The sequence below is a fragment of the Paracoccus sp. MKU1 genome, assembly GCF_001447385.1.
In the GTDB taxonomy this organism is placed as follows: domain Bacteria; phylum Pseudomonadota; class Alphaproteobacteria; order Rhodobacterales; family Rhodobacteraceae; genus Paracoccus.
This window is the reverse complement of sequence record NZ_LLWQ01000162.1, coordinates 80,297-107,144: the sequence shown is the minus strand read 5'-3', so window position 1 is coordinate 107,144 and position 26,848 is coordinate 80,297. Positions and strand designations below refer to the sequence as shown.

Genomic DNA, 26,848 nt, shown 5'->3' with positions numbered 1-26,848 from the left:
CGCCGGGCAGACTGATGGAGGAAGGATCCCAATGACAGTCAAGGACGTTCTGGATCTGATGAAGGCCGAGGAGGTCGAATATGTCGACGTCCGCTTCACCGATCCCAAGGGCAAGTTGCAGCACGTGACGCTGGTCGCCGATCTGGTGGACGAGGACTTCTTCGAGGAAGGCTTCATGTTCGACGGCTCCTCGATCGCCGGCTGGAAATCGATCGACCAGTCCGACATGAAGCTGATGCCGGATGCGTCCTCGGCCTATATCGACCCGTTCTACGCCGAAAAGACCCTCTGCGTGCATTGCAACGTGGTCGAGCCCGACACCGGCGAGCCCTATGCCCGCGACCCGCGCGGCACGGCGCTGAAGGCCGAGGCCTATCTGAAATCCTCGGGCATCGGCGACGCGGCCTATTTCGGCCCCGAGGCGGAGTTCTTCCTGTTCGACGACGTGCGCTATTCGGTCACGCCGCAGAAGGTCTCCTTCGAGCTCGATTCGGTCGATGCCGCCTGGAATACCGACACCGTCTATGAGGACGGCAACCTCGGCCATCGCGCGGCCCACAAGGGCGGCTATTTCCCGGTGAACCCGATCGACGCAGCCCAGGACATCCGCGGCGAGATGCTCTCGACCATGAAGCGCATGGGCATCAAGGTCGACAAGCACCACCACGAGGTCGCCACCGCCCAGCACGAGCTTGGCATGATCTTCGGCGGGCTGACCGAGCAGGCCGACAACATCCAGAAATATAAATACGTCATCCACAACGTCGCCGCCGCCTATGGCAAGACCGCGACCTTCATGCCGAAGCCGATGAAGGGCGACAACGGCTCGGGGATGCATGTGAACATGTCGATCTGGAAGGACGGCAAGCCGCTGTTCGCCGGCGACAAATATGCCGACCTGTCGCAAGAGGCGCTGTGGTTCATCGGCGGCATCCTCAAGCACGCCAAGGCGCTCAATGCGCTGACCAACCCGGCGACCAACAGCTACAAGCGGCTGATCCCCGGCTTCGAGGCCCCGGTGCTGCGCGCCTATTCGGCCCGCAACCGCTCGGGCTGCGTGCGGATCCCGTGGACCGAGTCGCCCAAGGCCAAGCGCGTCGAGGCCCGTTTCCCTGACCCGGCGGCGAACCCCTACCTGGCCTTCGCGGCGCTGCTGATGGCCGGCCTCGACGGCATCAAGAACAAGATCGACCCGGGCCCGGCCTCGGACAAGGATCTCTACGACCTGCCGCCCGAGGAACTGGCCGAGATCCCGACCGTCTGCGGTTCGCTGCGCGAGGCGCTGGAGGAGCTGGAGAAGGACATGGACTTCCTGCTCGCCGGCGACGTCTTCACCCGCGACCAGTTGGAAGGCTACATCAAGCTGAAATGGGAAGAGGTCTATGCCTATGAGCATACCCCGCATCCCATCGAATACGCGATGTATTACAGCTGCTGATCCGCAGCCGGGACAGTGACACGGGAAAGCCGCCCCCCGGGGCGGCTTTTCCTTTGGACGGGGTATTCCCGGTGCGAAGGGGCGGGCGTTCTTCCTTGCGGCCTGCCTGCCGAATGCCGCGCCGACAGCGCGCGCGGTTGCGGGGCGGGGGGCAAGCGTCTAAAAGCCGCGCAAACACAGGAGCCCCCGATGATCCCGCGCTATGCCCGCCCCGAAATGGTCGCCATCTGGTCGCCCGAGACCAAATTCAGGATCTGGTACGAGATCGAGGCCCATGCCTGCGACGCCCAGGCCGATCTGGGCGTGATCCCGCGCGAGAATGCCGAGGCGGTCTGGAAGGCCAAGGATGTCGAGTTCGACGTCGCCCGCATCGACGAGATCGAGGCCGTGACCAAGCATGACGTCATCGCCTTCCTGACCCATCTGGCCGAGCATATCGGCGCCGAGGAGGCGCGCTTCGTCCACCAGGGCATGACCAGCTCGGACGTGCTGGACACCACGCTGAACGTGCAGCTGGTGCGCGCCGCGGACATCCTGCTGGCCGACATGGACAAGGTCCTGGCCGCGCTGAAGAAGCGCGCCTACGAGCACAAGGACACCATCCGCATCGGCCGCAGCCACGGCATCCATGCCGAGCCGACCACCATGGGCCTGACCTTCGCCCGTTTCTATGCCGAGATGGCGCGCGGCCGCGAGCGGCTGGAACGCGCCCGCGAGGAAGTGGCGACCGGCGCCATCTCGGGCGCGGTCGGCACCTTCGCCAATATCGACCCCCGCGTCGAGGAGCATGTCTGCGCGAAAATGGGCCTCTCCCCCGAGCCGATCTCGACCCAGGTCATCCCGCGCGACCGCCACGCGATGTTCTTTGCCACGCTGGGCGTGATCGCCAGCTCGATCGAGAACATCGCCATCGAGATCCGCCACATGCAGCGCACCGAAGTGCTCGAGGCCGAGGAATATTTCAGCCCCGGCCAGAAGGGCAGCTCGGCCATGCCGCACAAAAGGAACCCGGTCTTGACCGAGAACCTGACCGGCCTCGCCCGGCTGGTGCGCATGGCGGTGGTCCCGGCAATGGAGAACGTGGCGCTGTGGCATGAGCGCGACATCAGCCATTCCTCGGTCGAGCGCGGCATCGCCCCCGATGCGACCATCACCCTGGACTTCGCCCTGAACCGCCTGGCCGGGGTGATCGAAAAGCTGGTGGTCTATCCCGAGAACATGTTGAAGAACATGAACAAGTTCAAGGGGCTGGTCATGTCGCAGCGCGTGCTGCTGGCCCTGACCCAGGCCGGCGTCAGCCGCGAAGACGCCTATCGCCTGGTGCAGCGCAATGCCATGAAGGTCTGGGAACAGGGCGCCGATTTCAAGACCGAGCTGCTGGCCGATGCCGAGGTGACGGCCGCGCTCTCGCCCGCCGAGATCGAGGAAAAATTCGACCTGGGCTATCACACCAAGCATGTGGACACGATTTTCGCCCGGGTCTTCGGGGAAAACGGCGCGCATTAACCGCCTGTTCGCTTTTCCCTGCCAGATTGCCCTCGGGAAGTTTGGAATCGGGGGCAATCCATGGCTGTTCCGGCGCTCGGGGCGACGGCGGGGCTCAGTCCGCGGCAAAAGGCGGCAGTGATCGTGCGGCTGGTGCTGGCCGAGGGCGGGGATATCGACCTCGCCCGGCTGCCGCCGGAATTGCAGACCGATCTGGCGCAGGAAATGGCGCTGATGGGCGTCATCGACCGCGAGACGCGCAATGCCATCATCTCCGAGTTTTGCGACCGGCTGGAATCCATCGGTCTGTCCTTTCCGGGCGATATCGACGGCACGCTGAACCTGCTCGACGGGCATCTCTCGCCCGATACGACCGACCAGTTGCGCCGCATGGCGGCGCTGAACGGTGCGGGCGATCCCTGGGACCGCATCGCGGCCATGACGCCGGGCCTGCTGGCCGAGCTCGCCCGGACCGAGGCGGTCGAGATCGCGGCGGTGATGTTCTCGAAACTGCCGGTGCCGCGCGCGGCCGAGGTGTTCGGCCTGCTCGACCAGGAACGGGCGCGCCAGATCGCCTATGCCATGTCGCTGACCGGCGGCATCGGGGCAGAGGCGTTACAGCGGATCGGCAAGGCGCTGATCCAGGCCGCCGACGCGGTGCCGCAGCCACCGCTGGAGGGCAAGGCGGGCGAAAAGGTCGGCGCCATCCTGAACTTCTCGCCCTCCAGCATGCGCGACAGCGTGCTGGCCGGGCTCGAGGATGACGATGCCGCCTTCGCCGGCGAGGTGCGCAAGACCATCTTCACCTGGGCGCATATCCCCCGCCGCATCGACCCGCGCGACATCTCGCGCATCATGCGCGAGGTGGACAACCCGGTGCTGCTCAAGGCGCTGGCCGGAGCGCGCGGCACGGCACGCGAAACCGTGGATTTCCTGCTTGGCGGCATCTCCTCGCGCCTGGCCGACTCGATGCGCGAGGAGATGGAGGCGCTCGGCAAGGTCTCTGCCAGGGATGCCGAGGAGGCCATGGACCAGGTCGTCGTCGCCATCCGTCGCATGGAGGCGGCGGGCGACCTGTTCCTGATCGCGCAGGAGCCCGAGGACGAGGAGGGGGAAGCGGAAAGCCCGGACGGCTGATCCGGGCGGCAAAGCGCGCCGGCAGCGAATGGCACGTCCGGCCGCTCCGGCCGTTGCCGCAAGCCAGCGCAGAGCCGCGGGACAAGGACCAGGACAAGGCTGGGCGTGACGGCAGAGGTGCAAAAGGCGCTAAGCCTTGCCTGCATCCGCCCCCTGCCCTAGCAGAAGGCGGGACGAGGCAACGCCGCAAAGCAAGGCAGGCACGGGACAGTTGGCATGACAAATCAGATCGCGCTGGTGCTGGGCTTGCTGATCCTGGGGCTGTTCGCCGCGGATGCGCTGGTGCTGCATTGGGGCCTCCCCGTGTTCCTGGGCAAGCAGTTCGCCAACCTGATCGAATATCTCAGCTTCTGGCGCTGACCCCAGCCAGCGCGATTCGCCCGAACCCGGCGCCGGACGGCGCCCGGCGCGGCGGATGCACTCGGCCCGCGGGACCTCCGCGTCGCCATTCGGACCGATCGCCGGGGGCCATAAGCCGCAGTTGCCCCGCTAACATGCGTCATTCTGTCGAGTTTTCGCCGCCGCCGGGTTCAGGCATTTGCATTCCCCCGGCGATGCGGGCTATTTGCAGCGCGAAACTTCATCAGCGGCGGAGGAACCCCATGGCTGTCAAGGTGGCGATCAACGGCTTTGGCCGGATCGGTCGGAACGTGCTGCGCGCGATCATCGAATCGGGGCGCAATGATATCGAGGTCGTGGCGATCAACGACCTGGGCCCGGTCGAAACCAATGCGCATCTGCTGCGCTACGATTCGGTCCATGGCCGCTTTCCCGCCAAGGTGACGGTCTCGGGCGACTCGATCGACGTCGGCCGCGGCCCGATCAAGGTCACCGCGATCCGCAACCCGGCCGAGCTGCCCTGGGGCGACATCGACGTCATCATGGAATGCACCGGCATCTTCGCCTCGAAGGAAAAGGTGCAGCCGCATCTTTCGACCGGCGCCAAGCGCGTGCTGATCTCGGCCCCCGGCGACAATGCCGACAAGACCATCGTCTATGGCGTGAACCACGACACGCTGACCAAGGACGACATCGTCGTCTCGAACGCCAGCTGCACCACCAACTGCCTGTCGCCCGTCGCCAAGGTGCTGAACGACAACATCGGCATTGCCCGCGGCTTCATGACCACGATCCACAGCTATACCGGCGACCAGCCGACGCTGGACACCATGCACAAGGACCTGTATCGCGCCCGCGCCGCCGCGCTGTCGATGATCCCGACCTCGACCGGCGCCGCCAAGGCTGTCGGCCTGGTGCTGCCGGAACTCAAGGGCCGGCTGGACGGCGTGGCGATCCGCGTGCCGACCCCGAACGTCTCGGTCGTGGACCTGGTTTTCGAAGCCGCCCGCGAGACCTCGGTCGAGGAGATCAACAACGCCATCCGCACTGCCGCCAACGGCGCGCTGAAGGGCATCCTGGGCTATACCGACGAGCCGCTGGTCTCCTCGGACTTCAACCACGACTCGCACAGCTCGGTCTTCCACATGGACCAGACCAAGGTGATGGAGGGCAAGCTTTGCCGCATCCTGACCTGGTATGACAACGAATGGGGTTTCTCGAACCGCATGTCGGACACCGCGGTTGCCATGGGCAAGCTGATCTGAGCTTCAGCCCCGCATTGAAAACCGAAACGCGCCCCGGAAACGAGGGCGCGTTTTTCCTGTCTGGCCGGCATCGCGGCGCAGGAACCGCTCGTCAGCCCTTGCCCGACAGCCGGCGCACATTGGCCCGGGTGCGCCGGCGATAGGGCCGCAGCGCCGCCGCCATGACCCGGTCGGCGCGCTCGCCCCGCCCGGCGGCACGCAATGCGGCATGCAGCGCCTCGGAGGCGGCATTGGCCTTTTCGATCACCATGCGCTGCGGCTCGGCCGCGTCCTGTCGCAGCAGCCCCACCATGCCCGCCGTGCGCAGGGCAATAACCATCTGCGATTCCCAGGCGATCCGCGACATCTGCTGCCACAGCAGCAGCGGCGCCTGTATGGCCGAATAATTCATCATCCCGAAACCCATCGCGAATTTCCTTTGCACGAGCAACAGGCCGGAAAGGCTGCGCCCATGGCGCCGAAATGCCAAGAGCCCGTTTGGCACAGATCTTTGCCCTATGGCCTTGCTGCCGCACCCGGTATAGAGGGAAAATCATGACCCAATCCGTGACGCTCCGACGCCCCGACGACTGGCATCTGCACCTGCGCGATGGCGCCATGTTGCAGGCAGTGGCTTCATTTTCCGGCCATTTTGGCCGGGCGATCATCATGCCGAACCTGGTGCCGCCGGTGGTGACCGGCACGCAGGCGGCCGCCTATCGCGACCGGATCCGGGCCGCGCTGGCCCCGGATATGACGTTGCGTCCGTTGATGACGCTCTACCTGACCGAAACCACCGATCCGGCCGATGTTCTGGCCGCCCATGGCCAGGGAATCATCTCGGCCGTCAAGCTCTACCCGGCCGGGGCGACCACCAATTCCGCCTCGGGCGTGCGCGATTTCGACAAGGTGCGCGGCGTGTTCGAGGCCATGGCCCAGGCCGGCATCCCGCTCTGTTTCCATGGCGAGGTCACCGATCCGGCGGTGGACATCTTCGACCGCGAGGCGGCGTTCATCGACCGCGTCCTCGACCCGATCCGCCGCGCCACGCCCGGCCTGCGCGTGGTGATGGAACATATCACCACCTCGGACGGCGTGGATTATGTCGCCGGCAACGACGATATCGGCGCGACCATCACCACCCATCACCTGGTCATCAACCGCAACCACATCCTGGCGGGCGGCATCCGGCCGCATTACTACTGCCTGCCGGTCGCCAAGCGCGAAACCCACCGGCTGGCGCTGCGCCGCGCCGCCACCTCGGGCGATGCACGCTTCTTCCTCGGCACCGACTCGGCACCACATCCCGACCGCGCCAAGGAATCGGCCTGTGGCTGCGCCGGCTGCTTCACCGCGCCGAATACCATGTCGATCCTGGCGCAGGTCTTCGAGGAGGAAGGTGCGCTCGACCGGCTGGAAGGCTTCACCTCGCTCCACGGCGCCGCGTTCTACCGCATGGACCCCAACGAGGACCGCATCCGGCTGGTCAAGCGCGACACGCCCGCCCAATATCCGACCCATATCCCCGCCGGCGACGAGACCGTCACCGTCTTCGATCCCGGCTTCCCGCTCTACTGGCACGTCGAGGATCCCGCATGACCCTGCCCTTCCCCCCGCATGAGGAAATCGCCCGGCTGACCGCACGCATGCTGCTGGAGATCAAGGCGGTGCATTTCAATGCGGCCGAGCCCTTCACCTATGCCTCGGGGCTGAAGGGGCCGACCTATATCGACTGCCGCAAGCTGATCAGCTTTCCGCGCATCCGCTCGACGCTGATGGATTTCCTGGCCGCGACCGTGCTGCGCGAGGCGGGTTTCGCCGCCTTCGACAACGTGGCCGGCGGCGAGACGGCGGGCATCCCCTTCGCCGCCTGGGTGGCCGAGCGGCTGGAACTGCCCATGACCTACGTGCGCAAGAAGCCCAAGGGCTACGGCCGCAACGCCCGTATCGAAGGGGCCATGACCGAGGGCCAGCGCGTGCTGCTGGTCGAGGACCTGACCACCGACGGCGGCTCGAAGCTGAGCTTCGTCGACGCCATCCGCGAGACCGGGGCGACCTGCGGCCATACCGCGGTGATCTTCTATTACGGCATCTTCCCGGAAACCACGCAGCGCCTGGCCGATCACGGCGTCAAGCTGCATTATCTCTGCACCTGGTGGGACGTGCTGGCCGAGGCCAAGGCGCAGGGCTTCTATGACGAGGCGACGCTCTCCGAGGTCGAGAGCTTCCTGACCGATCCCCGCGCCTGGCAGGCCGCGCATTCCTGATCCAGCGCCAGACGCGCGAGCACAGCGCCTTTCAGCACGGCCGCATGGGTATTTGATCAACGAAGAAGGCGGGCGCCGCACCCCATTCTTCTCCGTTGTCTAAATACCCACGCCCTCCGAACCACCTGCGCGACGCTGCCAATTCCTCCACAGCTTATCCACAGCATATCCCGATGGACCCCGGGGCGCATAAGGTGGATAACGGCCCCCAGCCGAGTCGAAGGTCGGAGACCATGGGATGAGCGAGTTGCGCGCCGTCGAAGTCAGGAAGCCCGGCGAGATCGCCGAAGCCGCCGCCGCGCAGGCGGTTCCCTTCTCGATCGAGGCCGAGCAGCAGTTGCTGGGCGCGCTCCTGACCAATAACGAAGTCTATGACCATGTCTCGCGCATCATCCAGGCGCGGCATTTCTACGACCCGGTCCACCGTCGCATCTACGAGATCTGCGCCGAGCGCATCGCCAGGAACGCGCTGGCGAGCCCGGTGACGATCAAGGCCTTCATGGAGCATGATGCCGGCCTGAAGGAACTGGGCGGCCCGGCCTATCTGGCGCGGCTCGCGGGGGCGGCGATCTCGTCCCATGCCGCGCGCGACTATGCGCAGATGATCCGCGAATTCGCCCTGCGGCGCGAGCTGATCGGGCTGGGGCAGGACATCGCCGCGCGCGCCTCGACCGTCACGGTCAGCGATTCCGCCGAGGAGCAGATCAAGGAAGCCGAGCAGGTCCTCTACAAGCTCGGCGAGCAGGGCGTGGGCGAGCGCGGCTTCCAGAGCTTCCTTGCCGCCGTGACCGGGGCGCTGAACGCCGCCAATGCCGCCTTCAGCCGGGGCGGCGGGCTGTCGGGCATCTCGACCGGGCTGATCGATCTCGACGGCAAGATGGGCGGGCTGAACCGGTCGGACCTGATCATCCTGGCCGGGCGGCCTTCGATGGGCAAGACCTCGCTGGCGACCAACATCGCCTTCAACGTCGCCAAGGCGCACAAGCTGGGCGAATTGCCCGACGGCAGCCATGGCGCGGTGGCGGGGGGCGTGGTCGGCTTCTTCAGCCTGGAGATGTCGGCCGAGCAGCTGGCCGCCCGTATCCTGTCCGAGGCTGCCGAAGTTCCCAGCGAGGCGATCCGCCGCGGCGACATGACCGAGGACGAGTTCCGCCGTTTCGTCAAGGCCGCGCACGATCTGCAAAACTGTCCGCTTTACATCGACGACACCCCGGCCCTGCCGATCAACCAATTGGCCGCCCGGGCCCGCAAGCTCAAGCGCACCATGGGGCTGGATCTGTTGATCGTAGACTATCTGCAACTGTTGCGCGCGGCCTCGGCCAAGGACAGCCGCGTCAACGAGGTCAGCGAGATCACCCAGGGCCTCAAGGCCGTCGCCAAGGAGCTGGACATCCCCGTCATCGCGCTGTCGCAGCTGTCGCGCCAGGTCGAGAGCCGCGAGGACAAGCGCCCGCAGCTGTCCGACCTGCGCGAATCCGGCAGCATCGAACAGGACGCCGATATCGTCATGTTCGTCTTCCGCGAGGAATATTACCGCGAGCGCGAGAAGCCCGCCGACCACGACCTGGACAAGATGGCAGCCTGGCAGCAGATCATGGAAGCCTGCCACGGCAAGGCCGAGGTCATCATCGGCAAGCAGCGCCACGGCCCCATCGGCACCGTCGAGCTGTCCTTCGAGGGCCGCTTCACCCGTTTCGGCAACCTGGAAAAGCATCGCAACTGGGATCGCGCCGAATGAACCTGCCGGTGCCGTTCGTCACCATCGGTCTGCTGATCCTGTCGAACCTGTTCATGACCGTCGCATGGTATGGGCATCTGAAATTCAAGACCGCGCCGCTTCTGCTGGTGATCCTCATCAGCTGGGGCATCGCCTTCTTCGAATACGTGTTGCAGGTGCCGGCGAACCGCAGCGGCTACGGGCATTTCAACGCCGCGCAGCTCAAGACCATCCAGGAGGTGATCAGCCTTTCGGTCTTCGTGCTGTTCTCCTGGGCCTGGCTGGGCGAGAAGCTGACCTGGAACGTGGCGGCCGGCTTTGCCTGCATCTGCTTCGGCGCCTTCCTGATCTTCCACAATTTCGGCAGCTCCGCGCATTGACGCGAAACAGTGCCGCGTAAACAGGCGGTTGCCTTCGCCCGCCGGCCGGGCAAAGGTGCGGGCATGAGCAGCGCGATCCCCTCCACCCCCCGCCGTCCAAGCATCCTGACGCTGGTTTCGATCTCGGCCGCCGGGGCGCTTTCGATGAATATCTTCCTGCCCTCGCTGCCGGCCATGGCGCGGGATTTCGGCGTGGAATACGGCTTCATGCAGCTCTCCGTCTCGGCCTTCCTGGCGGTCAGCGCGGTGCTGCAACTGCTTTGCGGCCCGATCAGCGACCGGTTCGGGCGCCGGCCGGTGGTGCTGGGCTCGTTCGCGATCTTCCTGGTGGCGACCATCGGGGCGCTGCTGGCCACGGATGCCGGCTGGTTCATGCTTTTCCGGCTGATCCAGGCAGTGGTGACGACCGGCTTCGTCATCAGCCGCGCCGTGGTGCGCGACATCGTGCCGGCCGAACAGGCGGCCAGCATGATCGGCTATGTCACCATGGGCATGTCGCTGGTGCCGATGGTCGCGCCCACGCTGGGGGGCGTGCTGGACGAAACCCTGGGCTGGCGGGCCAGCTTCGTCGCCATGGGGCTGGCCGGGCTGGCGGTCATGGCGCTGTGCACCTTCGACCTGACCGAGACGGCCCGCGGCGGCGGCGTGCCGCTGCGCCAGCAGGTTGCGACCTATCCGGTCCTGGCCCGCTCGCAGCGGTTCTGGGGCTATGCGCTGGCCGCGACGCTCAGCGCCGGATCGTTCTACGCCTATCTGGGCGGCGCGCCTTTTGTCGGCCAGGTGGTGCTGCACCTGTCGCCGGCCGAGGTCGGCTACTGGTTCGCCGGCCCCTCGATCGGCTATGCGCTGGGGAATTACCTTTCGGCGCGGTTCTCGACCCGGATCGGCATGAATCGGATGATCCTGTCGGGGGCGCTAATCTGCTCGGTCTTCCTGGTGCTGGCACTGGTCATCGACCTGATGGGCGGGCTGACGCCGCTGGTCTTTTTCGGCTCGGTCGGGCTGATGGGGCTGGGCAACGGCATGGTGTTGCCCAATGCCAATGCCGGGATGATGAGCGTTCGCCCAGAACTGGCCGGCACCGCCAGCGGGCTGGGCGGCGCCATGGCGGTGGCCGGCGGCGCGGGACTGGCGGCGCTGGCCGGGGCACTGCTGCATGACGATTCCGGTGCCGGACCGCTGCTGGTCATAATGGCCGGATCGGCCGTCGCATCGATCGGCTTCATCCTGTGGGTCATGATCCGCGAAAGGCAGGTCATCAGCCGCGGCTGATCCCTCTTGCGGCAAGGCATTTGCAAAGCGTATCCCTATCTTTGCAAAGCCAGGAGGTCAGATGGCCACCCAGAAGATCTATGCCGGCGTCGCCCTGCGCGAGACGCGCGCCCGCGCCGGGCTGACCCAGCGCGCCTTCGCGGACAGGCTGGGCGTGTCGCTGCCCTATCTCTCGCAGATGGAGAACAACCACCGCCCGGTCTCGGCCGGGGTGCTGCTGCGGCTCGCCTCGGAATTCTCGGTCGATCTGGGTGCTATGGCGGTAGGCGATGCCGAGCGCATGGTCATGGACATGGCCGAGGCGCTGGCCGATCCGCTGTTCGACAGCCCGCCGCCGCGTGCCGACCTGCGGCTGGCGGCGACCAACGCGCCGGCGCTGGCCCGCGCCTTCCTGGACCTCTATCGCGCCCATCGCGAGGGGCAGGAGCGGCTGGCGGCGCTGGACGAGGCGCTTGGCGCCGGCGCGCAGAACGCCACGCCCTCGCCCTGGGAGGAGGTGCGCGACTTCTTCCACTATTGCGACAACTATATCGACGCCGTGGACCGCGCCGCCGAGCATTTCGCCCGCTCGCGTCCCGACCTGCGCCCGCTGGACCGCGCCATTGCCGCGCTGGCCGAACGCGCCATCGAGGTGGTCCTGGCCGAGCTGGGCAGCGGCCCGGTCTATCTGCGCGACGGCAAGCGCATCACGCTCAATGCCGCCGCCGAGCCCGCCACGCAAGCCTTCCAGCTCTTGCACCTGCTGGCGCTGGAGACGCGCGCCGACCTGCTGGAGGCGACGCTGGAACTGGCACGGTTCCGCAGCGTCTCGGCCCGCGACATCGCCCGGCTGGGGCTGGCGAACTATTTCGCCGGCGCGGCCATGATGCCCTATGCCCGCTTCCTGGCCACGGCGCGGGCCGAGCGGCACGACCTGGAGCGGCTGGCGCATCTGTTCCACGCCTCGCTGGAGCAGGTCGCGCATCGGCTCTCGACCCTGCAACGCGGCGGTGACCGGGGCGTGCCGTTCTTTTTCGTGCGCGTCGATCAGGCGGGCACCATCACCAAGCGCCATTCCGCCACGCGGATGCAATTCGCCCGTTTCGGCGGCGCCTGTCCCTTGTGGAACGTGCATCAGGCCTTCGAGACGCCCGGCCGCTTCCTGCGGCAACTGGCCGAGACGCCGGACGGCAAGCGTTACCTGCTGCTGGCGCGGGACGTGTCGAAGCCGGCGGGCGCATTCGGCGCCCCGGTGCGCCGCTTCGCCATCGGTCTGGGCTGCGAGATCAGCCATGCCCGCGAGGTGGTCTATGCCGACGGGCTGGACATCGGCAATCCGCAGCTGTTCGAGCCGATCGGCGTGTCCTGCCGGATCTGTCCGCGGCCGAACTGCCACCAGCGCTCGGTACCGCCGGTGGACCGCCATATCCGCATCCCGGCGGATCGCCCCGGCCCGCTGCCCTACGAGATCGCCTGAAACCGCCGCAAACGCCCGGCCCGCGAACCGGTTCCCTTGCCGCAGCCGAAAGCCACAGGGGAATCGCCTTGGCCGCCACGCAATCCGCCCGGCTCTGCCCATTTGCCGGGCAAAGCCTGCGGGCTGCGACAATTATTCGCGCCAGCCCGCCAGGAATGGACGAAAGCATCTGGCCATCAAGATTGTTAGAGATATTTCATAAGCTTATAGGGCACACCGTCAAGATCAACCCTCGGTTGCAACAGCAAGACCAAAACCGCCGGCGGATATCCACCCGCAGGCCCGGCACGGATCGGCGTCAATCCGCCCAAGATCCATGCAGGCCCCCCGCCGCTGTTGCGCTTTGACCACAGGTCGGATTTATCCGTGCGCAGCCGTGACTGCCTCTGCCCGGCTGACCGGCCGCAACAACATGGACCAGGGACATTGCGCATCACCCATAGCCTGAATTCGGTGCTTGAGCGCTGGCTGCCAGAACAGCGCCTCTTCCTGAAATCGGACAAGACCACCCGCTTCCTGCGGTTGCGTCCGGCCACGCAGCTGGTTGCCCTTGGCGGCATCGCGCTGGTCTTTGGCTGGACGATCATCGCCAGCTCCATCCTGGTCATCGATGCGATCAGCGCCGGCGCGTCCCGCAACGAGGCGCAGCTTGCGCAAAGCGCCCTCGAGGCGCGGTTGACCGACCTTTCGGCCGAGCGCGACCGCCGCGCTGCCGAGGCGGCGGCGGCACAGAATCGGTTCACCGTGGCGCTGGACCAGGTGTCGCGCATGCAATCGCTGTTGCTGGAATCCGAAGCGCAGCGGCGCGAGCTGGAAACCGGCCTGGGCGCGGTGCAGGCCAATCTGCAAGAGATCGTGAAGGCCCAGCACCAGGCCGAGGCGCTGGCTGCTGCCAATGGCGAGGCTGCCCCGGTCCGCACCGCCGAGCTGCAAGCCGCGCTGGACATCCTGTCAGGCGAACTGAAACAGGCCGCCAGCCAGCGCATCGAGGCGATGCAGCAGGCCGAGGACGCCAAGCGCATTGCCGAGGCCATCACGCTGGAGCGCGACCAGATCGTGGCCCGCAACGACGAGATTCTGGCGCAGCTCGAGGATGCCGTCTCCATCTCGGTCAAGCCGCTGGACGACATGTTCCGCAGCGTCGGCATGAACCCGGACGAGATTCTCAAGACCGTGCGCCGCGGCTATTCCGGCCAGGGCGGCCCGCTGAACCCGGTCAGCTATTCCTCCAGCGGCGATGCCGACATCAGCCAGGGCGAGGCCAAGGCCAACGAGATCCTGATCACGCTGGACCAGGTGAACAGCTATCGCATCGCCATCGAGAAGATGCCGCTGGCCATGCCGGTCAAATCGGCCTTCCGCTATACCTCGCCCTTCGGCCGGCGCTGGGGCCGCGCGCATGAGGGCATCGACATGGCCGCGCCCGTCGGCACGCCGGTCTATGCCACCGGCGAAGGCACGGTGATCTTTGCCGGCTGGCAGCGCGGCTATGGCAACCTGATCAAGATCCAGCACGAGCTGGGCACCGAGACCCGCTATGGCCACCTGTCCAAGATTCGCGTGAAGGCCGGCCAAAAGGTGTCGCGCGGCAGCCTGATCGGTGATATGGGCAATACCGGCAGATCGACCGGCTCGCATCTTCACTATGAGGTTCGCGTGAACGGCCGTGCCGTGAATCCCATGAGCTTCATCAAGGCAGCCCAAAATGTTTTCTAAAACCCGTGTCACCGAACCCGGCCCCCGCACCCAGCCGACCCCCGAGCCCGAACCCGCGCGCAGCCTTGACACGAGTTACGACATTCCGGCAGCCGCTCCGCGGGCGCGCACGGCGCCTTCGGTGCTGTCCCCGGACCTGACCGTCACCGGCAATATCCAGACCCAGGGCGACATCCAGGTCGAGGGCACGGTCGAGGGCGACATCCGCGCCCATCAGCTGATCGTCGGCGAAAGCGCCACCATCCGCGGCGAAATCGTCGCCGAGGAGGTGGTGGTGAACGGCCGCGTCGTCGGCCGCGTCCGTGGCCTGAAGGTCCGCCTGACCGCCACCGCGCGGGTCGAGGGCGACATCATCCACAAGACCATCGCCATCGAATCCGGTGCGCATTTCGAGGGCTCGGTCCAGCGCCAGGAGGACCCGCTGGCCAATGGCGTGACGCCGAAGAAGCTGGCGCCGCCCGCCGCCCGGGCCGCGAACAGCGACGCCGAATGATCCCAGGATCATCCTGACAAGCGGGCGGCCAACGAGCCGCCCTTTTTCATGGCGCCGTTCATGGTCCGGGCTCGGGGTCCGGCATCAGCAGGCGATACATGTGCCAGCTGGCATGGCCCAGCACCGGCAGCACGACGAACAGCCCCAGGAACAACGGCACGATGCCGGCGAACAGCAGCGTGGCGATGACCATCGCCCAGGACAGCATCACCGGCAGATTCGCGCCCACCGCCTGGAAGCTGGCGATGATGGCCGAGATCAGGTCCACCTCGCGGTCCAGGATCAGCGGCAGCCCGACCACGGTGATCGAGAACAGCAGCGCGGCAAAGCCTGCCCCGATCGCCGCCCCCGCCGCCAGCATGACCAGCCCCCGGCCTTGCAGAAGCACCTCGGGCGAGGAGGTGATGTTGGTCAGCGCCGAAACGCCCATGAACAGCGCGAAGATGGTATGGGCGACAAAGACCCAGAACATGAACATCAGCAGGATGACCATGGCCATCGACGGCACCTGCCGGTCCTTTTGCGCGATGACGACGGCCAGCACCTCGCGCCAGATCAGCGGCCGGTCCGATTCGATGCGCCGGCTGACCTCGTAAAGGCCGACGGCGGCGAAGGGCGCGATCAGCGGAAAGCCGACGATGAAGGGCATCAGCCACCATTCCTGCCCCGCCGCCGTGGCCACCGCGGTCAGCACCAGCCCGCCCATGACATAGAAGGCGGCGAACAGCAGGCCAAAGGCCGGGGCGCGGCGGAAATCCCGCCAGCCCGCCGCCAGCACCGCCGGAATGGCATCCAGGTCGATCACCGCCGGCAGCGGGATCTCGTCGGGGCCGGGATCGGGCAAGGGGTCGGGCAAAGGCTGCCGTTCGGGCTCGGGGATCGGGGTGGGAATGGGCTTGGGGTCCGAATCGGTCACGACCATCTGTTCCTCCGTCAATGGAACGAAGGTTAGCAGGCCGGCGGTAAAGAAAAAGCCTCAGCGCGCGAAGCGGTTGACCAGCGCCTCCCGCACGGTGGGCGAGACGAATTTCGACACGTCCCCGCCCAGCCTGGCGATCTCCTTGACCAGTTTCGAGGCGATGGCCTGGCGACGGGCATCGGCCATCAGGAACACGGTCTCGATGCTGTCATCCATGGCCCGGTTCATGCCGACCATCTGGAACTCGTATTCGAAATCCGCCACCGCCCGCAACCCGCGCACGATCACCGTGGCGCCGACATCGCGGGCGCAGTCGATGAGCAGGTTCTCGAACGGATGGACGACGATCTCGCCGCCGCGCCTGGCGACGATCCGGTCGCATTCCTCGCGAACCATGGCGACGCGATCCTCAAGCGCGAACAGTGGGCTCTTGTCGCGGTTGATGGCGACGCCGATCACCAGCCGGTCCACCAGCTCCAGCGCGCGCTGGATGATGTCGAGATGGCCCAAGGTAATGGGATCGAAGGTGCCTGGGTAAAGCCCGATGCGCATGGGGGTTGCCTTCTCCTCGCCGAATACCGGCAGTCAAACAGGGTTTCGGCAAGGAATGCAAGGCCATGCGCCCATCCGGCGATTCGCCTGGCGGTGATCGGCCCCGGCTCAGTTGCCCATGATCATGCCGGTGAGGGCCTCTTTTTCCGCCGCCAGCTCCTTGAGCCGCGCCGAGACCGCATCGCCGATCGAGACGAGGCCAACCATCTCGCCCTGCTCGTTCACCACCGGCAAGTGGCGGAACCGGCCCTGGGTCATGCGGTCCAGAATCACCAGCGCATCCTCGCCGGTGGCGCAGGTCGCAAGCTTGTGGGTCATCAGCTCGGTGATGGGCTGGTCGAGGACCGTGGCGCCGCGTCGGCCAAGTTCGCGCACGATGTCGCGTTCAGACAGGATGCCAAGCGGGATCTTGCCGTCCTCGGAGACCACGATCGCACCGATGCGCTTTTCCGAAAGCAGCTTGGCGGCATCGGCCACGCTGGCACTCGGGGCGACGGTGAAAATCTCGCCGCTGGCCTTCATCGACAGGATCTGGTTGACGAGCATTGCTATTCCTCCTCAGGCTGGCGAAAGCTGTCGCTGGCGCCCAGCGTCACCTCAACCCGCGCTTGCGTCAAGCCCGATGTTGCAGCGCAGCGACTCAGGGAAAGACCAGCGCCTGAAGCCGCGCCACCTCGGCCCGGATGCCCTGCGCCAGCGCATCCGCCAGCCGGGTCATCCGCTGCGAGCGGCGGTCGTCGGCGTGCCGGATCAGCCAGAAGCTGCGCGTCAGCGAAATCTGGTCGGCCAGCACCCTCTGCACGCCGGGGCAGAAGGGAATCGCGAAATCATGCACGATCCCCAGCCCCGCCCCCACCCGGATCGCCTGCATCTGCACCGAGACCGAGTTCGAGGTCAGCGCCGCCCATTCCGCCCCCGTCTCGGTCAGGTAGTCCAGTTCGCGGTCGAAGATCATGTCGGCGATATAGCCGATCATGCGATGGCCGCGCAGATCCTCGCGCGAGCGGATCGGCGGATGGGCGCGCAGGTAATCCTCATGCCCGGCCAGGTGCAGCTGGTAATCGGTCAGGCGCTGCACCACCAGCCGCCCCGCCTGCGGCTGCGAAACGGCGATGGCCATGTCCGCCTCGCGCTTGGACAGGTTGAAGACCCGCGGCAGCGCGACGATCTGGATCTCCAGCCGCGGATGCGCTTCGGACAGCCGCGCGCAGACCTGCGGCAAAAGATAGTTCGCGCAACCGTCCGGCGCACCGATGCGCAGTTGTCCGGACAGGTCGCCCGGGCCGCTCAGCGCCTCCTCGGCACCGCTCAGCGCCGCCTCGACCGCCTCGGCATGGGGAAGCAGCCGCTCGCCCTCGGGCGCCAGCGCATAGCCCTGCGGCGTCTTGACGAACAGCTTGGCCCCCAGCGCGCCTTCCAGCCGCGCCACCCGCCGGCCCACGGTCGAGGCGTCGATGCCCAGCCGGCGCCCGGCCCCCGAGAGGCTGTCGGCGCGTGCCACGGCCAGAAAGATGCGCAGGTCGTCCCAGTCCATGCCGGCTGCCTTTGCAGAAATGCAAAACCCTTTTGCCAGACTTCCTCTTTTTCCGGCAATGCTGCAAGTCTATGCTCCGGCCAGACCGACACTCATGGGAGGCACTCATGGAAGAACTTTCGCACTGGATCGACGGCAAGGAAGTCAAGGGCACCTCGGGCCGTTTCAGCGACGTGATGAACCCGGCGACCGGCGAGGTGATCGCCAGGCTGCCGCTGGCCACCCCGGCCGAGCTGGACGCTGCGGTGCGCAGCGCCGAAAAGGCGCAGGTCGCCTGGGCCGCCACCAACCCGCAGCGCCGTGCGCGGGTGATGATGAAATTCGGCCAGCTCATCAACGACAACATGGATGCCCTGGCTGAGCTCGTCAGCCGCGAACACGGCAAGACCCTGCCCGACGCGCGCGGCGACGTGCAGCGCGGGCTCGAGGTGATCGAGGTCTGCATGGGCGCCCCCGCCATGCTGAAGGGCGAGTTCACCGACAATGGCGGCCCCGGCATCGACCTTTACTCGATGCGCCAGCCGCTGGGCGTGGTCGCGGGCATCACCCCCTTCAACTTCCCGGCGATGATCCCCTTGTGGAAGATGGGCCCGGCGCTGGCCTCGGGCAACGCGATGATCCTGAAGCCCTCCGAGCGCGTGCCCTCGACCTCGATCATGCTGGCCAAGCTCGCGCAGGAGGCCGGGCTGCCCGACGGCGTGCTGCAAGTCGTCAACGGCGACAAGGAGATCGTGGACGCGATCCTGGACCACCCGACCGTGCAGGCGGTGGGCTTCGTGGGCTCGACCCCGATCGCGCAATACATCTATGGCCGGGCGGCGGCGAACGGCAAGCGCGCGCAATGCTTCGGCGGCGCCAAGAACCACATGCTGATCATGCCCGACGCCGACCTGGACAAGGCGGCGGACGCGCTGGTCGGCGCCGGCTTCGGCGCGGCGGGCGAACGCTGCATGGCGATCTCGGTCGCGGTGCCGGTGGGCGACAAGACCGCCGACGCGCTGATCGAGCGGCTGATCCCCAAGATCGAGAAGCTGAAGGTCGGCCCCTATACGGCGGGCGAGGACGTGGATTTCGGCCCGGTCATCACCAAGGCCGCGCAGGAGCGCATCAACCGGCTGATCGATTCCGGCGTGGAGCAGGGCGCCAAGCTGGTCGTGGACGGCCGCGGGCTGAAGATCCAGGGCTATGAGAACGGCTTCTTCTGCGGCCCGTCGCTGTTCGACAACGTGACCCGCGACATGGAGATCTACAAGGAAGAGATCTTCGGCCCGGTGCTCTCGACCGTGCGGGCGCAGAGCTACGAGGAGGCGCTGAACCTGGTCATGGACAACGACTATGGCAACGGCACGGCGATCTATACCGCCGACGGCGACACGGCGCGCGACTTCGCCAGCCGGGTGAACGTGGGCATGGTCGGCATCAACTTCCCGATCCCGGTGCCGCTGAGCTACTACACCTTCGGCGGCTGGAAGAAGTCGGCCTTCGGCGACCTGAACCAGTATGGCCCGGACGCCTTCCGCTTCTACACCAAGACCAAGACCGTCACCGCCCGCTGGTTCTCGGGCATCAAGGACGGCGTGGCGTTGAACTTCAAGGCCATGGACTGACGGCAGAGAAGGGCGGGGGCTCTGCCCCCGCGTGCCTTGCCCCCCTCAACGGGGGGCAAGGCACGCTCCCCCGGGATATTTGGACACGAAACAACCCCGGGGCGGTTGTCGCCCCCGCCGTTTCGCGCAAGGCTGCAAAACTGGCGCAACATTTTCCGGCCATGACCGGGCAAAACATCATCACGAAAGACATGGGGGATAGCATGGATTTCGGTCTGAGCGAGGAACAGCAGGCGATCTTCGACCTGGCGCGGGATTTCGGGGCCGAGCATATCGCGCCGCATTCCCGGGCCTGGGAAGAGGCGGGCAGCATTCCCCGCGAGTTGTGGGCGCGCTCGGCCGAGCTGGGCTTCGGCGGCGTCTATGTCGGCGAGGAGCACGGCGGCACCGGGCTCACCCGCCTCGACGCGACGCTGGTCTTCGAGGCGCTGGCCATGGCCTGCCCCTCGGTCGGATCGTTCCTGTCGATCCACAACATGTGCGGCGGCATGATCGACAAGTTCGGCACCCCCGCGAACAAGGCCCGCTGGCTGCCCGGCCTGTGCAGCATGGAGAAGGTCTTCTCCTATTGCCTGACCGAGCCGGGCTCGGGCTCGGACGCCGCCGCCCTGCGCACCCGCGCCGAGCGGGTCGAGGGCGGCTGGAAGCTGAACGGCACCAAGGCCTTCATCTCGGGCGGCAGCTATTCGGATTGCTATCTCGTGATGGTCCGCACCGGCCAGGACGGGCCCAAGGGCATCTCGACCATGGTGGTCGAGGCCGGCACGCCCGGCCTCAGCTTCGGCGCGCTCGAGCACAAGATGGGCTGGAAGGCGCAGCCGACCGCCCAGGTGCAGTTCGACGATTGCGTCATCCCCGAGGAGAACCTGATCGGCGAGGAAGGCCGCGGCTTTGCCTATGCCATGGCGGGCCTGGACGGCGGGCGGCTGAACATCTCAGCCGGGGCGCTGGGGGGCGCGCAGGCGGCGCTGGACGCGACCCTGCGCTACATGGGCGAGCGCCGCGCCTTCGGCCAGACGCTGGACCAGTTCCAGGCGCTGCAATTCCGCCTGGCCGAGATGGAGACGGCGCTGCAATCGGCGCGGATCTTCCTGCGCCAGGCGGCCTGGAAGCTGGACCGGGGCGAGCGCGACGCCAGCAAGTTCTGCGCCATGGCCAAGCTGCATGTCACCGACCGCGCCTTCGAGGTCGCGAACCAGTGCCTGCAACTGCATGGCGGCTACGGCTATCTGGCCGATTACGGGATCGAGAAGATCGTGCGCGACCTGCGCGTGCACCAGATCCTGGAAGGCACCAACGAGATCATGCGGCTGATCGTCGGCCGCGCCCTGCTGGCGGAGCGTGACTGATGGCCGAGATGCCCGAATCCGACATGATTGCCCGCAAGGACCGCCGCGCCGGGCGGCTGACCTTCAACCGCCCGCAGGCGCTGAACGCGCTGAGCCACGAGATGGCGCTGGCCATCGACGCCGCCTTGCAGGAATGGCGCGACGATCCCGAGGTGGCGCTGGTCGTCATCGACGCCGCGGGCGAGCGCGCCTTCTGCTCGGGCGGCGACATCGCCGCGGTCTATCGCGCCGGGCTGGCGGGCGACCACCGGGTCGGGCGCGCGTTCTTCCGCGACGAATACCGCATGAACGCCCGGATCAAGGACTATCCCAAGCCCATCGTCGCCTTCATGCAGGGCTTCGTGATGGGCGGCGGCGTCGGCGTCGGCGGCCATGCCAGCCACCGCATCGTCGGCGACAGCACCCAGATCGCCATGCCCGAGACCGGCATCGGCCTGATCCCGGATGTCGGCGGCAGCTGGCTGCTGGGCCATGCGCCGGGGCATGCCGGCGAATATCTGGGCCTGACCGGGGCGCGGATCGGCGCCGGCGACGCGATCTTCACCGGCTTCGCGGACAGCTATATCCCCGAGGCGGAATGGCCGGCGCTGATCGCGCGGCTGGCCGAGACCGGCGACGTGGCGCTGATCGAAGGCCACCCCCGCCCCGAGGCGCCGCTGGAGGGCCGCGACCTTTCGGCCTTTGGCGGTCCGAGCGTGGCCGAGATCATGGCCGCGCTGGAGGCGGCGGGCGACGAGGCGGCGCTGAAGCCGCTGCGCCGCAACTCGCCCCTGTCGATGGCGGCGACGCTGGCGCTGGTGCGCGCGGCGCGCAATGACGCCAGCCTGCGCGACAGCCTGGCGCGCGAGCTGCGCTTTACCGCCCGCGCCACGGCCGAGAGCGATTTCCTGGAAGGCGTGCGGGCGCAGATCATCGACAAGGACCGCAACCCGCAATGGTCGGCCGATGCCAGCCCGGCGCATGTCGCGGCGATGCTGGCGCCGCTGGGCGAGGACGAAATCGAATGGGAGGACCGGACATGAAGATCGGATTCATCGGCTTGGGCAATATGGGCGGCCCGATGGCGGCCAATCTGGCCAGGGCCGGGCACGCGGTCGCGGGCTTCGACCTGGCCGCGCCGATGCCCGAGGGCGTCGGCCGCGCCGCCAGCGCCGCCGAGGCGGCAAAGAGCGCCGAGGTGGTCATCACCATGCTGCCGAACGGCGCCATCCTGCGCGCGGTCGCCGATGAGATCGTGCCCGCCATGGCCGCGGGCGCGGTGTTCTGCGATTGCTCGACGGTCGACGTGGACAGCGCCCGTGCGGTGGCGGCGCAGGCGCGGGCGGCGGGGCTGGGCGCGCTGGACGCGCCGGTTTCGGGCGGGGTCGGCGGCGCCACCGCCGGCACGCTGACCTTCATGGTCGGCGGCTCGGCCGAGGCCTTCGACAAGGTGAAGCCGCTCTTCGACATCATGGGCCAGAAGGCGGTGCATTGCGGCGCGGCGGGTGCCGGCCAGGCGGCGAAGATCTGCAACAACATGATCCTGGGCGTGACGATGATCGCCACCTGCGAGGCCTTCGCGCTGGCCGACAAGCTGGGGCTGGACCGGCAAAAGATGTTCGACGTGGTCTCGACCTCCTCGGGCTACAGCTGGTCGATGAACGCCTATTGCCCGGCGCCGGGCGTCGGCCCGCAATCGCCCGCCGACAACGGCTATCGCCCTGGCTTCGCCGCCGAGCTGATGCTCAAGGACCTGCGGCTGAGCCAGCAGGCCGCCGAGGCCGCGGATGCCGACACCCCCATGGGCGAGCTCGCCGCCGCCCTCTATGCCCGATTCGTCGAAAACGAGAACGGAAAGGGAAAAGACTTCTCAGCTATGCTCCCCAGATTCGAGGGCCGGCACCGGCACGACTGATTTCTCGGATTCGTGAGGGAGCCGATCGGGGGTTTGCGGCGTTTAATCCCCGATCAAGCTTTTTGTGTCAGGCTGGAGCCATGTTACGCAATCGCCAGAGCCTGTTCGTCGCCGCCGGCCTGCTGGCCGCACTCGCCCCGGTCTGCCTCGCCCAGCAGGTCGGGCAGGCTGCGCAACCGGTCGCCCAAGCCGCCGCCGAACAGCCCGCCATGCTGCGGGTCGGCGACCGTCTTGACAGCGCGCGCCTGCATCAGGTGACGCGCCCCGGTCTCTACGGCATGAGCGAGGCGCCTTCGGGCAGCCGCTACGGCATAGTCGATGGCAAGCTGATCCGCTATGACCCGGAAAGCGCCCAGGTGCTGTCGATCATCCGGCAGGTGGATCGGATCGTGGACTAGACCTGCAACAGCGCCCGCGCCGCCTCTTTCGCGGCGGGTGTGATCTCCTCGCCCGAAAGCATGCGGGCGATTTCCTCGATGCGCTGGCTGGCAGTCAAGGCGGCGACACTGGAGGTGGTCATGCCGCCCTGCACCGATTTCGCCACCCGGAAGTGATGCCCGCCAAGCGCCGCGACCTGTGGGCTGTGGGTGACGACCAGAACCTGCGCCCCCTCGGCCAGCCGCGCCAGACGCCGGCCCACCGCATCGGCGGTGGCGCCCCCCACGCCGCGGTCGATCTCGTCGAAGATCAGCACCAGCGCGTCGTTGCCGCGCGCCAGGCAGACCTTGAGCGCCAGCAGGAAGCGCGACAGCTCGCCGCCCGAGGCGATGCGGTCGAGCGGCCCGGCCGGCGCGCCGGGATTGGTGGCGACGGTGAAGGCCACGGCGTCGCGGCCCTCGGGGCCCGGTTCGGTCTCGGAGAGCCGGGTCTCGAACACGGCACGCTCCATCTTCAGCGGCGCAAGTTCGGCCGCCATCGCGGCATCGAGCCGCTTGGCGGCCGTGGCACGCCGGTCCGACAGAGCGGCCGCCGCAGCGGCATAGCCGGCGTCGGCCGCCGCCACGGCGTCGCGCAGGCGCGCCAGATCGCCTTCGCCCGCGTCGATCTGGCCGAGCCGCGCCCGCAACTCGTCGGCCAGGCCGGCCAGATCGTCGGCCAGAACGTCATGCTTACGCGCCAGGGCCCGCAGCGCGAACAGCCGCTCCTCGGTCGCCTCCAGGTCGCGCGGGTCGAAATCCATCGCCTCCAGCGCCGCCTCGACGCCCGAGACCGCCTCGCCCAGCTCGATCAGCGCCCGTTGCAGGGCCGCGGCGGGGGCCTCCAGCCGACCCTCGGCCCGTTCGGCAGCACCGTCGAGCCAGCGCACGGCATCGAGCATGGCGCCCTCGGCACCCTCCGATCCCAGCGCCTGCAAGGCCCGCGCCACATCCTCGCGGATGCGCTCGGCGCCCTGCATGGCCCGGCGGCGGGTGTCGAGCTGGGCCTCCTCGCCCGGCTGGGGGTCGAGCTTGTCAAGTTCGGCGACGGCATGGCGCAGATATTCCTCCTCGCCCTTGGCGGCCGCCAGCGCCGCCTCGGCCTCGGCCAGCGCCGTGCGCGCCGCACGCCGGGCGGCCCAGGCGGCACGGGTCGGACCCAGGTCTACCCCGGCAAAGGCGTCGAGCAGCAGCCGGTGGCCGCGCGGGTTCAGCAATCCGCGGTCGTCATGCTGGCCATGCAGCTCGACCAGCAGCTCCGAGAGCGTGCGCAGCACCTCACCCGAGGCGCGGCGGTCGTTGATCCAGCCGGTCTTGCGCCCGTCGCCGGCATTCACCCGGCGGATGATCAGCTCGTCCGAGACCGGAAAGCCCGCCTCGTCCAGCAGCGTGCGGGCGGGATGGCCGGCCGGCAGGTCGAAAACCGCCGTGACCTCGCCCTGGCTGGCGCCGGCGCGCACCAGATCGGCCCGGCCACGCCAGCCCAGGACGAAGCCCAGGCAATCGAGCAGAATCGACTTGCCCGCCCCCGTCTCGCCGGTCAGCACGTTCAGGCCGGGCTGGAACTCCAGCTCCAGCCGGTCGATCAGCAGCATGTCGCGGATGTCGAGATGCCGCAGCATCGCCCGCTTACAGCCACTTGCCCTGGATGACCTGGCGATAGATCCGAGTCAGCCAGCTGTCGCCGCGCGCTTCGGCCTGCAAGCCGCGCCCACGCAGCTGCGCGAAGGCGTCCTGGTAGAAGGGCGAGGACTGGAAGTTGTGACCCAGGATCGCGCCTGCGGTCTGCGCCTCGTCGTTCAGGCCAAGCGCCAGATAGGCCTCGACCAGCCGCATCAGCGCCTCGGGCGTGTGACTGGTGGTCTGAAACTCCTCGACCACGACGCGGAAGCGGTTGATTGCCGCGGTGTAATGGCCGCGCTTGAGGTAGTAGCGGCCGATCTCCATCTCCTTGGCGGCGAGATGGTCGAAGGCCAGGTCGAATTTCAGGATGGCCGAGCGGGCATATTCGGTATCGGGATATTGCTCGATCACCTCGCGCAGCGCCTGCAAGGCCTGGAAGGTCAGGCCCTGGTCGCGGCCGACCTCGTCGATCTGGTCGTAATAGGACAGCGCCAGCAGGTATTTCGCATAGGCCGCGTCCGCATCGCCCGGATAGGTGTCGATGAACCGTTGCGCGGCGCCGCGCGCCTCTTCGTAGTCGCGGGCACGGTGATAGGAATAGGCCTGCATGATCAGCGCGCGCTTGGCCCATTCGGAATAGGGGTAGAGCCGCTCGACCTCGGTGAAGTATTGCACCGCATCCTTGGGCCTGCGGGAATTCTCCAGCTCGTATTCGCCGCGCTTGTAGATCTGTTCGGCGGTGAAATTCTCGAATGATTCGGGCTTGTTCCCCGCACCGCCCGAACAGCCCGCCAGCAGGCCCAACGACAGCACAGCCGCGACCAAGGAACCCGATCTGATGCCTGTCATTCCATCCCGCCCGTCAGAAATTCACGCCGCCGCATGGGCGCAGGCCCGCGCGACCCGGTCGTCCTAGCACAGAAAATCGGGCTGCGCAAAATGCCAAAACGGCAAAATGGGCGGCACGGCCGTCACCGTCAGGCGACGGCCAATTGGCGGTTGCGAGAAGCGAGGCGCGCGGCCGAGGCGATCACCCCCGCGCCGGGCTGGCGGCTTTCCATGGCCGGGGTCAGCGTGACCCATTCCCAGGCGTCCGGCTGGGCGAACAGCGCGCGCAGCAGCTTGTTGGTCATGGCGTGCCCGGCCCGGTGGCCGGTATAGCGCGCCAGCAGCGGCGCCCCGGCCAGCGCGAGATCGCCGACCGCGTCCAGCATCTTGTGGCGCACGGCCTCGTCGCGATGGCGCAACCCGCCCGGCGACAGCACCTTGTCGCCATCGACCACGACGGCGTTCAGATAGGTGCCGCCCAGGGCCAGGCCGTTTTTCTGCATCTGCACCACATCGGCCTGGCGGCAGAAGGTGCGGCTGTCCATCAGCTCATGCACGAAGCTGCCATTCGCCATGTCGAGGCGCTTTTCCTGATGACCGATCGCCGCGTCCACGAAGTCGATGTCGAAATGGATCTCCAGGTGATCGGCAGGCGACAGGCGGGCAAAGGCCTCGCCCTGCTGCACCTCGACCTCGCGCAGCACGCGGATGGCGCGCAGCGGCACATGCTGCTGGCGCAGGCCGGCCTCGAGGATGCCCTGCACGAAGGGTGCCGAGGAGCCGTCGAGAATCGGCACTTCCGGCCCGTTCACCTCGACCACGGCATTGTTGATGCCGGTGCCCGACAGGGCGGCCATCACATGCTCGACCGTCGAGACGGTGGCACCCTGGCCGTTATCGAGCAAGGTGCAAAGCTGCGACGGGGTGACGTGGTCCCAGCGCGCCGGAATCCGGGCGCGGTCCAGATCGGTGCGCACGAAGACGATGCCGTGATCCGCAGGCGCCGGCAGGATCGCCAGCCGCACGGCCGCACCCGAATGCAGTCCGACGCCGCGGAACTGGGCTTTCTGAGCGATTGTGGTCTGCATGGTCTTGCCTGCCGATTCTGTAATTACCCTTCGCCGCGGGAAACCCCGCGATCTGAGGATGAGTTAGGCACGCCCTGCCGATTGCTCAAATAAC

Annotated in this window: 26 protein-coding genes; 18 read left to right on the top strand and 8 right to left on the bottom strand. The window is 67.4% G+C overall.

Features of this window, described 5'->3' with window-relative positions:
- The first annotated feature begins 31 nt into the window (after positions 1-31).
- The 5 genes from glnA (at position 32) to gap (ending at position 5,664) form a co-directional block, all read left to right on the top strand.
- On the top strand, positions 32-1,438 hold the full coding sequence (gene glnA, locus AQY21_RS12230) for a type I glutamate--ammonia ligase (RefSeq protein ID WP_058097922.1): 1,407 nt from the start codon (positions 32-34) through the stop codon (positions 1,436-1,438).
- Positions 1,439-1,627: 189 nt separating this feature from the next.
- A complete protein-coding gene (gene purB / locus AQY21_RS12225; protein WP_058097921.1) occupies positions 1,628-2,944 on the top strand; it encodes an adenylosuccinate lyase in 1,317 nt (438 codons plus the stop codon).
- 60 nt (positions 2,945-3,004) lie between these two features.
- Positions 3,005-4,060, top strand: a complete 1,056-nt coding sequence (locus AQY21_RS12220; RefSeq protein ID WP_058097920.1) for a flagellar motor switch protein FliG — start codon at positions 3,005-3,007, stop codon at positions 4,058-4,060.
- 216 nt (positions 4,061-4,276) lie between these two features.
- Complete coding sequence (locus tag AQY21_RS29360; RefSeq protein ID WP_058097919.1) at positions 4,277-4,420, top strand: hypothetical protein; 144 nt, start codon at positions 4,277-4,279, stop codon at positions 4,418-4,420.
- Positions 4,421-4,662: 242 nt separating this feature from the next.
- Positions 4,663-5,664, top strand: a complete 1,002-nt coding sequence (gap, locus tag AQY21_RS12210) for a type I glyceraldehyde-3-phosphate dehydrogenase (protein WP_058097918.1) — start codon at positions 4,663-4,665, stop codon at positions 5,662-5,664.
- 91 nt (positions 5,665-5,755) lie between these two features.
- Here gap and AQY21_RS12205 read toward each other — a convergent pair whose 3' ends face one another.
- Positions 5,756-6,070 carry an antibiotic ABC transporter gene (locus AQY21_RS12205; RefSeq protein WP_152988208.1) on the bottom strand — a complete coding sequence of 105 codons (315 nt, stop codon included), beginning with the start codon at positions 6,068-6,070 and terminating at the stop codon, positions 5,756-5,758.
- 128 nt (positions 6,071-6,198) lie between these two features.
- Between AQY21_RS12205 and pyrC the strand changes: the two genes are divergently transcribed.
- From pyrC to AQY21_RS12165, 8 genes are all read left to right on the top strand, one after another.
- On the top strand, positions 6,199-7,242 hold the full coding sequence (gene pyrC, locus AQY21_RS12200; protein WP_058097917.1) for a dihydroorotase: 1,044 nt from the start codon (positions 6,199-6,201) through the stop codon (positions 7,240-7,242).
- Positions 7,239-7,910 carry an orotate phosphoribosyltransferase gene (locus AQY21_RS12195; protein WP_058097916.1) on the top strand — a complete coding sequence of 224 codons (672 nt, stop codon included), beginning with the start codon at positions 7,239-7,241 and terminating at the stop codon, positions 7,908-7,910. The genes pyrC and AQY21_RS12195 overlap by 4 nt, the downstream gene beginning before the upstream one ends.
- A gap of 238 nt (positions 7,911-8,148) precedes the next feature.
- Entirely contained in the window at positions 8,149-9,648 is a 1,500-nt protein-coding gene (locus AQY21_RS12190; RefSeq protein WP_058097915.1) for a replicative DNA helicase, read from the top strand.
- Positions 9,645-10,007 (top strand): DMT family protein, encoded by a 363-nt coding sequence (locus AQY21_RS12185; protein WP_058097914.1) that lies wholly within the window; start codon positions 9,645-9,647, stop codon positions 10,005-10,007. The genes AQY21_RS12190 and AQY21_RS12185 overlap by 4 nt, the downstream gene beginning before the upstream one ends.
- Before the next feature lie 63 nt (positions 10,008-10,070).
- A complete protein-coding gene (locus AQY21_RS12180; protein ID WP_058097913.1) occupies positions 10,071-11,279 on the top strand; it encodes a multidrug effflux MFS transporter in 1,209 nt (402 codons plus the stop codon).
- 61 nt (positions 11,280-11,340) lie between these two features.
- A complete protein-coding gene (locus AQY21_RS12175) occupies positions 11,341-12,735 on the top strand; it encodes a short-chain fatty acyl-CoA regulator family protein (protein WP_058097912.1) in 1,395 nt (464 codons plus the stop codon).
- Between the two features lie 426 nt (positions 12,736-13,161).
- Positions 13,162-14,451, top strand: a complete 1,290-nt coding sequence (locus AQY21_RS12170; RefSeq protein ID WP_058097911.1) for a M23 family metallopeptidase — start codon at positions 13,162-13,164, stop codon at positions 14,449-14,451.
- Positions 14,441-14,944: a polymer-forming cytoskeletal protein gene (locus tag AQY21_RS12165; RefSeq protein WP_058097910.1), complete on the top strand. Its 504-nt coding sequence runs from the start codon at positions 14,441-14,443 to the stop codon at positions 14,942-14,944. The genes AQY21_RS12170 and AQY21_RS12165 overlap by 11 nt, the downstream gene beginning before the upstream one ends.
- Positions 14,945-15,002: 58 nt before the next feature.
- Here the strand turns inward: AQY21_RS12165 and AQY21_RS12160 are convergent, their stop codons facing one another.
- The 4 genes from AQY21_RS12160 to AQY21_RS12145 all read right to left on the bottom strand — a co-directional run bounded on the left by AQY21_RS12160 (position 15,003) and on the right by AQY21_RS12145 (position 17,949).
- Positions 15,003-15,866 (bottom strand): DUF2189 domain-containing protein, encoded by an 864-nt coding sequence (locus AQY21_RS12160; RefSeq protein WP_082658086.1) that lies wholly within the window; start codon positions 15,864-15,866, stop codon positions 15,003-15,005.
- Between the two features lie 54 nt (positions 15,867-15,920).
- On the bottom strand, positions 15,921-16,415 hold the full coding sequence (gene coaD / locus AQY21_RS12155) for a pantetheine-phosphate adenylyltransferase (protein ID WP_058097909.1): 495 nt from the start codon (positions 16,413-16,415) through the stop codon (positions 15,921-15,923).
- 108 nt (positions 16,416-16,523) lie between these two features.
- Positions 16,524-16,961, bottom strand: coding sequence for a CBS domain-containing protein (locus AQY21_RS12150; protein WP_058097908.1), 438 nt, complete (start codon positions 16,959-16,961; stop codon positions 16,524-16,526).
- 94 nt (positions 16,962-17,055) lie between these two features.
- The gene (locus AQY21_RS12145; protein ID WP_058097907.1) at positions 17,056-17,949 is read right to left on the bottom strand and encodes a LysR family transcriptional regulator; all 894 of its coding nucleotides are present in this window, start codon (positions 17,947-17,949) and stop codon (positions 17,056-17,058) included.
- A gap of 107 nt (positions 17,950-18,056) precedes the next feature.
- Here AQY21_RS12145 and AQY21_RS12140 point away from each other — a divergent pair, with 107 nt between their 5' ends.
- The 5 genes from AQY21_RS12140 (at position 18,057) to AQY21_RS12120 (ending at position 23,197) form a co-directional block, all read left to right on the top strand.
- Positions 18,057-19,556 carry a CoA-acylating methylmalonate-semialdehyde dehydrogenase gene (locus tag AQY21_RS12140; RefSeq protein ID WP_058097906.1) on the top strand — a complete coding sequence of 500 codons (1,500 nt, stop codon included), beginning with the start codon at positions 18,057-18,059 and terminating at the stop codon, positions 19,554-19,556.
- 203 nt (positions 19,557-19,759) lie between these two features.
- Complete coding sequence (locus AQY21_RS12135; protein ID WP_058097968.1) at positions 19,760-20,905, top strand: acyl-CoA dehydrogenase family protein; 1,146 nt, start codon at positions 19,760-19,762, stop codon at positions 20,903-20,905.
- Complete coding sequence (locus AQY21_RS12130) at positions 20,905-21,927, top strand: enoyl-CoA hydratase/isomerase family protein (RefSeq protein ID WP_238986759.1); 1,023 nt, start codon at positions 20,905-20,907, stop codon at positions 21,925-21,927. Before AQY21_RS12135 ends, AQY21_RS12130 begins: the two co-directional genes overlap by 1 nt.
- The gene (gene mmsB, locus AQY21_RS12125; RefSeq protein WP_058097905.1) at positions 21,924-22,799 is read left to right on the top strand and encodes a 3-hydroxyisobutyrate dehydrogenase; all 876 of its coding nucleotides are present in this window, start codon (positions 21,924-21,926) and stop codon (positions 22,797-22,799) included. The genes AQY21_RS12130 and mmsB overlap by 4 nt, the downstream gene beginning before the upstream one ends.
- A gap of 80 nt (positions 22,800-22,879) precedes the next feature.
- Positions 22,880-23,197, top strand: a complete 318-nt coding sequence (locus AQY21_RS12120; RefSeq protein ID WP_058097904.1) for a hypothetical protein — start codon at positions 22,880-22,882, stop codon at positions 23,195-23,197.
- On the opposite strand, the gene recN is transcribed toward AQY21_RS12120, so the two are convergent.
- The 3 genes from recN to lpxC form a co-directional block, all read right to left on the bottom strand.
- The gene (gene recN, locus AQY21_RS12115) at positions 23,194-24,837 is read right to left on the bottom strand and encodes a DNA repair protein RecN (protein ID WP_058097903.1); all 1,644 of its coding nucleotides are present in this window, start codon (positions 24,835-24,837) and stop codon (positions 23,194-23,196) included. The genes AQY21_RS12120 and recN overlap by 4 nt on opposite strands.
- 7 nt (positions 24,838-24,844) lie before the next feature.
- Positions 24,845-25,687: an outer membrane protein assembly factor BamD gene (locus AQY21_RS12110; protein ID WP_058097902.1), complete on the bottom strand. Its 843-nt coding sequence runs from the start codon at positions 25,685-25,687 to the stop codon at positions 24,845-24,847.
- A gap of 128 nt (positions 25,688-25,815) precedes the next feature.
- The gene (lpxC, locus tag AQY21_RS12105) at positions 25,816-26,754 is read right to left on the bottom strand and encodes a UDP-3-O-acyl-N-acetylglucosamine deacetylase (RefSeq protein WP_058097901.1); all 939 of its coding nucleotides are present in this window, start codon (positions 26,752-26,754) and stop codon (positions 25,816-25,818) included.
- Between the last annotated feature and the right edge of the window lie 94 nt (positions 26,755-26,848).

Bases quoted from the DNA above. Each gene is read 5' to 3' on its own strand.
- AQY21_RS12180 (WP_058097913.1), top strand. From the start codon at position 10,071: ATGAGCAGCGCGATCCCCTCCACCCCCCGCCGTCCAAGCATCCTGACG.
- AQY21_RS12150 (WP_058097908.1), bottom strand. From the start codon at position 16,961: ATGCTCGTCAACCAGATCCTGTCGATGAAGGCCAGCGGCGAGATTTTC.
- AQY21_RS12145 (WP_058097907.1), bottom strand. From the start codon at position 17,949: ATGGACTGGGACGACCTGCGCATCTTTCTGGCCGTGGCACGCGCCGAC.
- AQY21_RS12220 (WP_058097920.1), top strand. From the start codon at position 3,005: ATGGCTGTTCCGGCGCTCGGGGCGACGGCGGGGCTCAGTCCGCGGCAA.
- AQY21_RS12140 (WP_058097906.1), top strand. From the start codon at position 18,057: ATGGAAGAACTTTCGCACTGGATCGACGGCAAGGAAGTCAAGGGCACC.
- AQY21_RS12120 (WP_058097904.1), top strand. From the start codon at position 22,880: ATGTTACGCAATCGCCAGAGCCTGTTCGTCGCCGCCGGCCTGCTGGCC.
- AQY21_RS12130 (WP_238986759.1), top strand. From the start codon at position 20,905: ATGGCCGAGATGCCCGAATCCGACATGATTGCCCGCAAGGACCGCCGC.
- AQY21_RS12195 (WP_058097916.1), top strand. From the start codon at position 7,239: ATGACCCTGCCCTTCCCCCCGCATGAGGAAATCGCCCGGCTGACCGCA.
- AQY21_RS12205 (WP_152988208.1), bottom strand. From the start codon at position 6,070: ATGGGTTTCGGGATGATGAATTATTCGGCCATACAGGCGCCGCTGCTG.
- AQY21_RS12110 (WP_058097902.1), bottom strand. From the start codon at position 25,687: ATGACAGGCATCAGATCGGGTTCCTTGGTCGCGGCTGTGCTGTCGTTG.
- mmsB (WP_058097905.1), top strand. From the start codon at position 21,924: ATGAAGATCGGATTCATCGGCTTGGGCAATATGGGCGGCCCGATGGCG.
- pyrC (WP_058097917.1), top strand. From the start codon at position 6,199: ATGACCCAATCCGTGACGCTCCGACGCCCCGACGACTGGCATCTGCAC.
- AQY21_RS12160 (WP_082658086.1), bottom strand. From the start codon at position 15,866: ATGGTCGTGACCGATTCGGACCCCAAGCCCATTCCCACCCCGATCCCC.
- AQY21_RS12175 (WP_058097912.1), top strand. From the start codon at position 11,341: ATGGCCACCCAGAAGATCTATGCCGGCGTCGCCCTGCGCGAGACGCGC.
- AQY21_RS12190 (WP_058097915.1), top strand. From the start codon at position 8,149: ATGAGCGAGTTGCGCGCCGTCGAAGTCAGGAAGCCCGGCGAGATCGCC.
- AQY21_RS12135 (WP_058097968.1), top strand. From the start codon at position 19,760: ATGGATTTCGGTCTGAGCGAGGAACAGCAGGCGATCTTCGACCTGGCG.
- AQY21_RS29360 (WP_058097919.1), top strand. From the start codon at position 4,277: ATGACAAATCAGATCGCGCTGGTGCTGGGCTTGCTGATCCTGGGGCTG.
- purB (WP_058097921.1), top strand. From the start codon at position 1,628: ATGATCCCGCGCTATGCCCGCCCCGAAATGGTCGCCATCTGGTCGCCC.
- recN (WP_058097903.1), bottom strand. From the start codon at position 24,837: ATGCTGCGGCATCTCGACATCCGCGACATGCTGCTGATCGACCGGCTG.
- AQY21_RS12185 (WP_058097914.1), top strand. From the start codon at position 9,645: ATGAACCTGCCGGTGCCGTTCGTCACCATCGGTCTGCTGATCCTGTCG.
- gap (WP_058097918.1), top strand. From the start codon at position 4,663: ATGGCTGTCAAGGTGGCGATCAACGGCTTTGGCCGGATCGGTCGGAAC.
- coaD (WP_058097909.1), bottom strand. From the start codon at position 16,415: ATGCGCATCGGGCTTTACCCAGGCACCTTCGATCCCATTACCTTGGGC.
- AQY21_RS12165 (WP_058097910.1), top strand. From the start codon at position 14,441: ATGTTTTCTAAAACCCGTGTCACCGAACCCGGCCCCCGCACCCAGCCG.
- lpxC (WP_058097901.1), bottom strand. From the start codon at position 26,754: ATGCAGACCACAATCGCTCAGAAAGCCCAGTTCCGCGGCGTCGGACTG.
- glnA (WP_058097922.1), top strand. From the start codon at position 32: ATGACAGTCAAGGACGTTCTGGATCTGATGAAGGCCGAGGAGGTCGAA.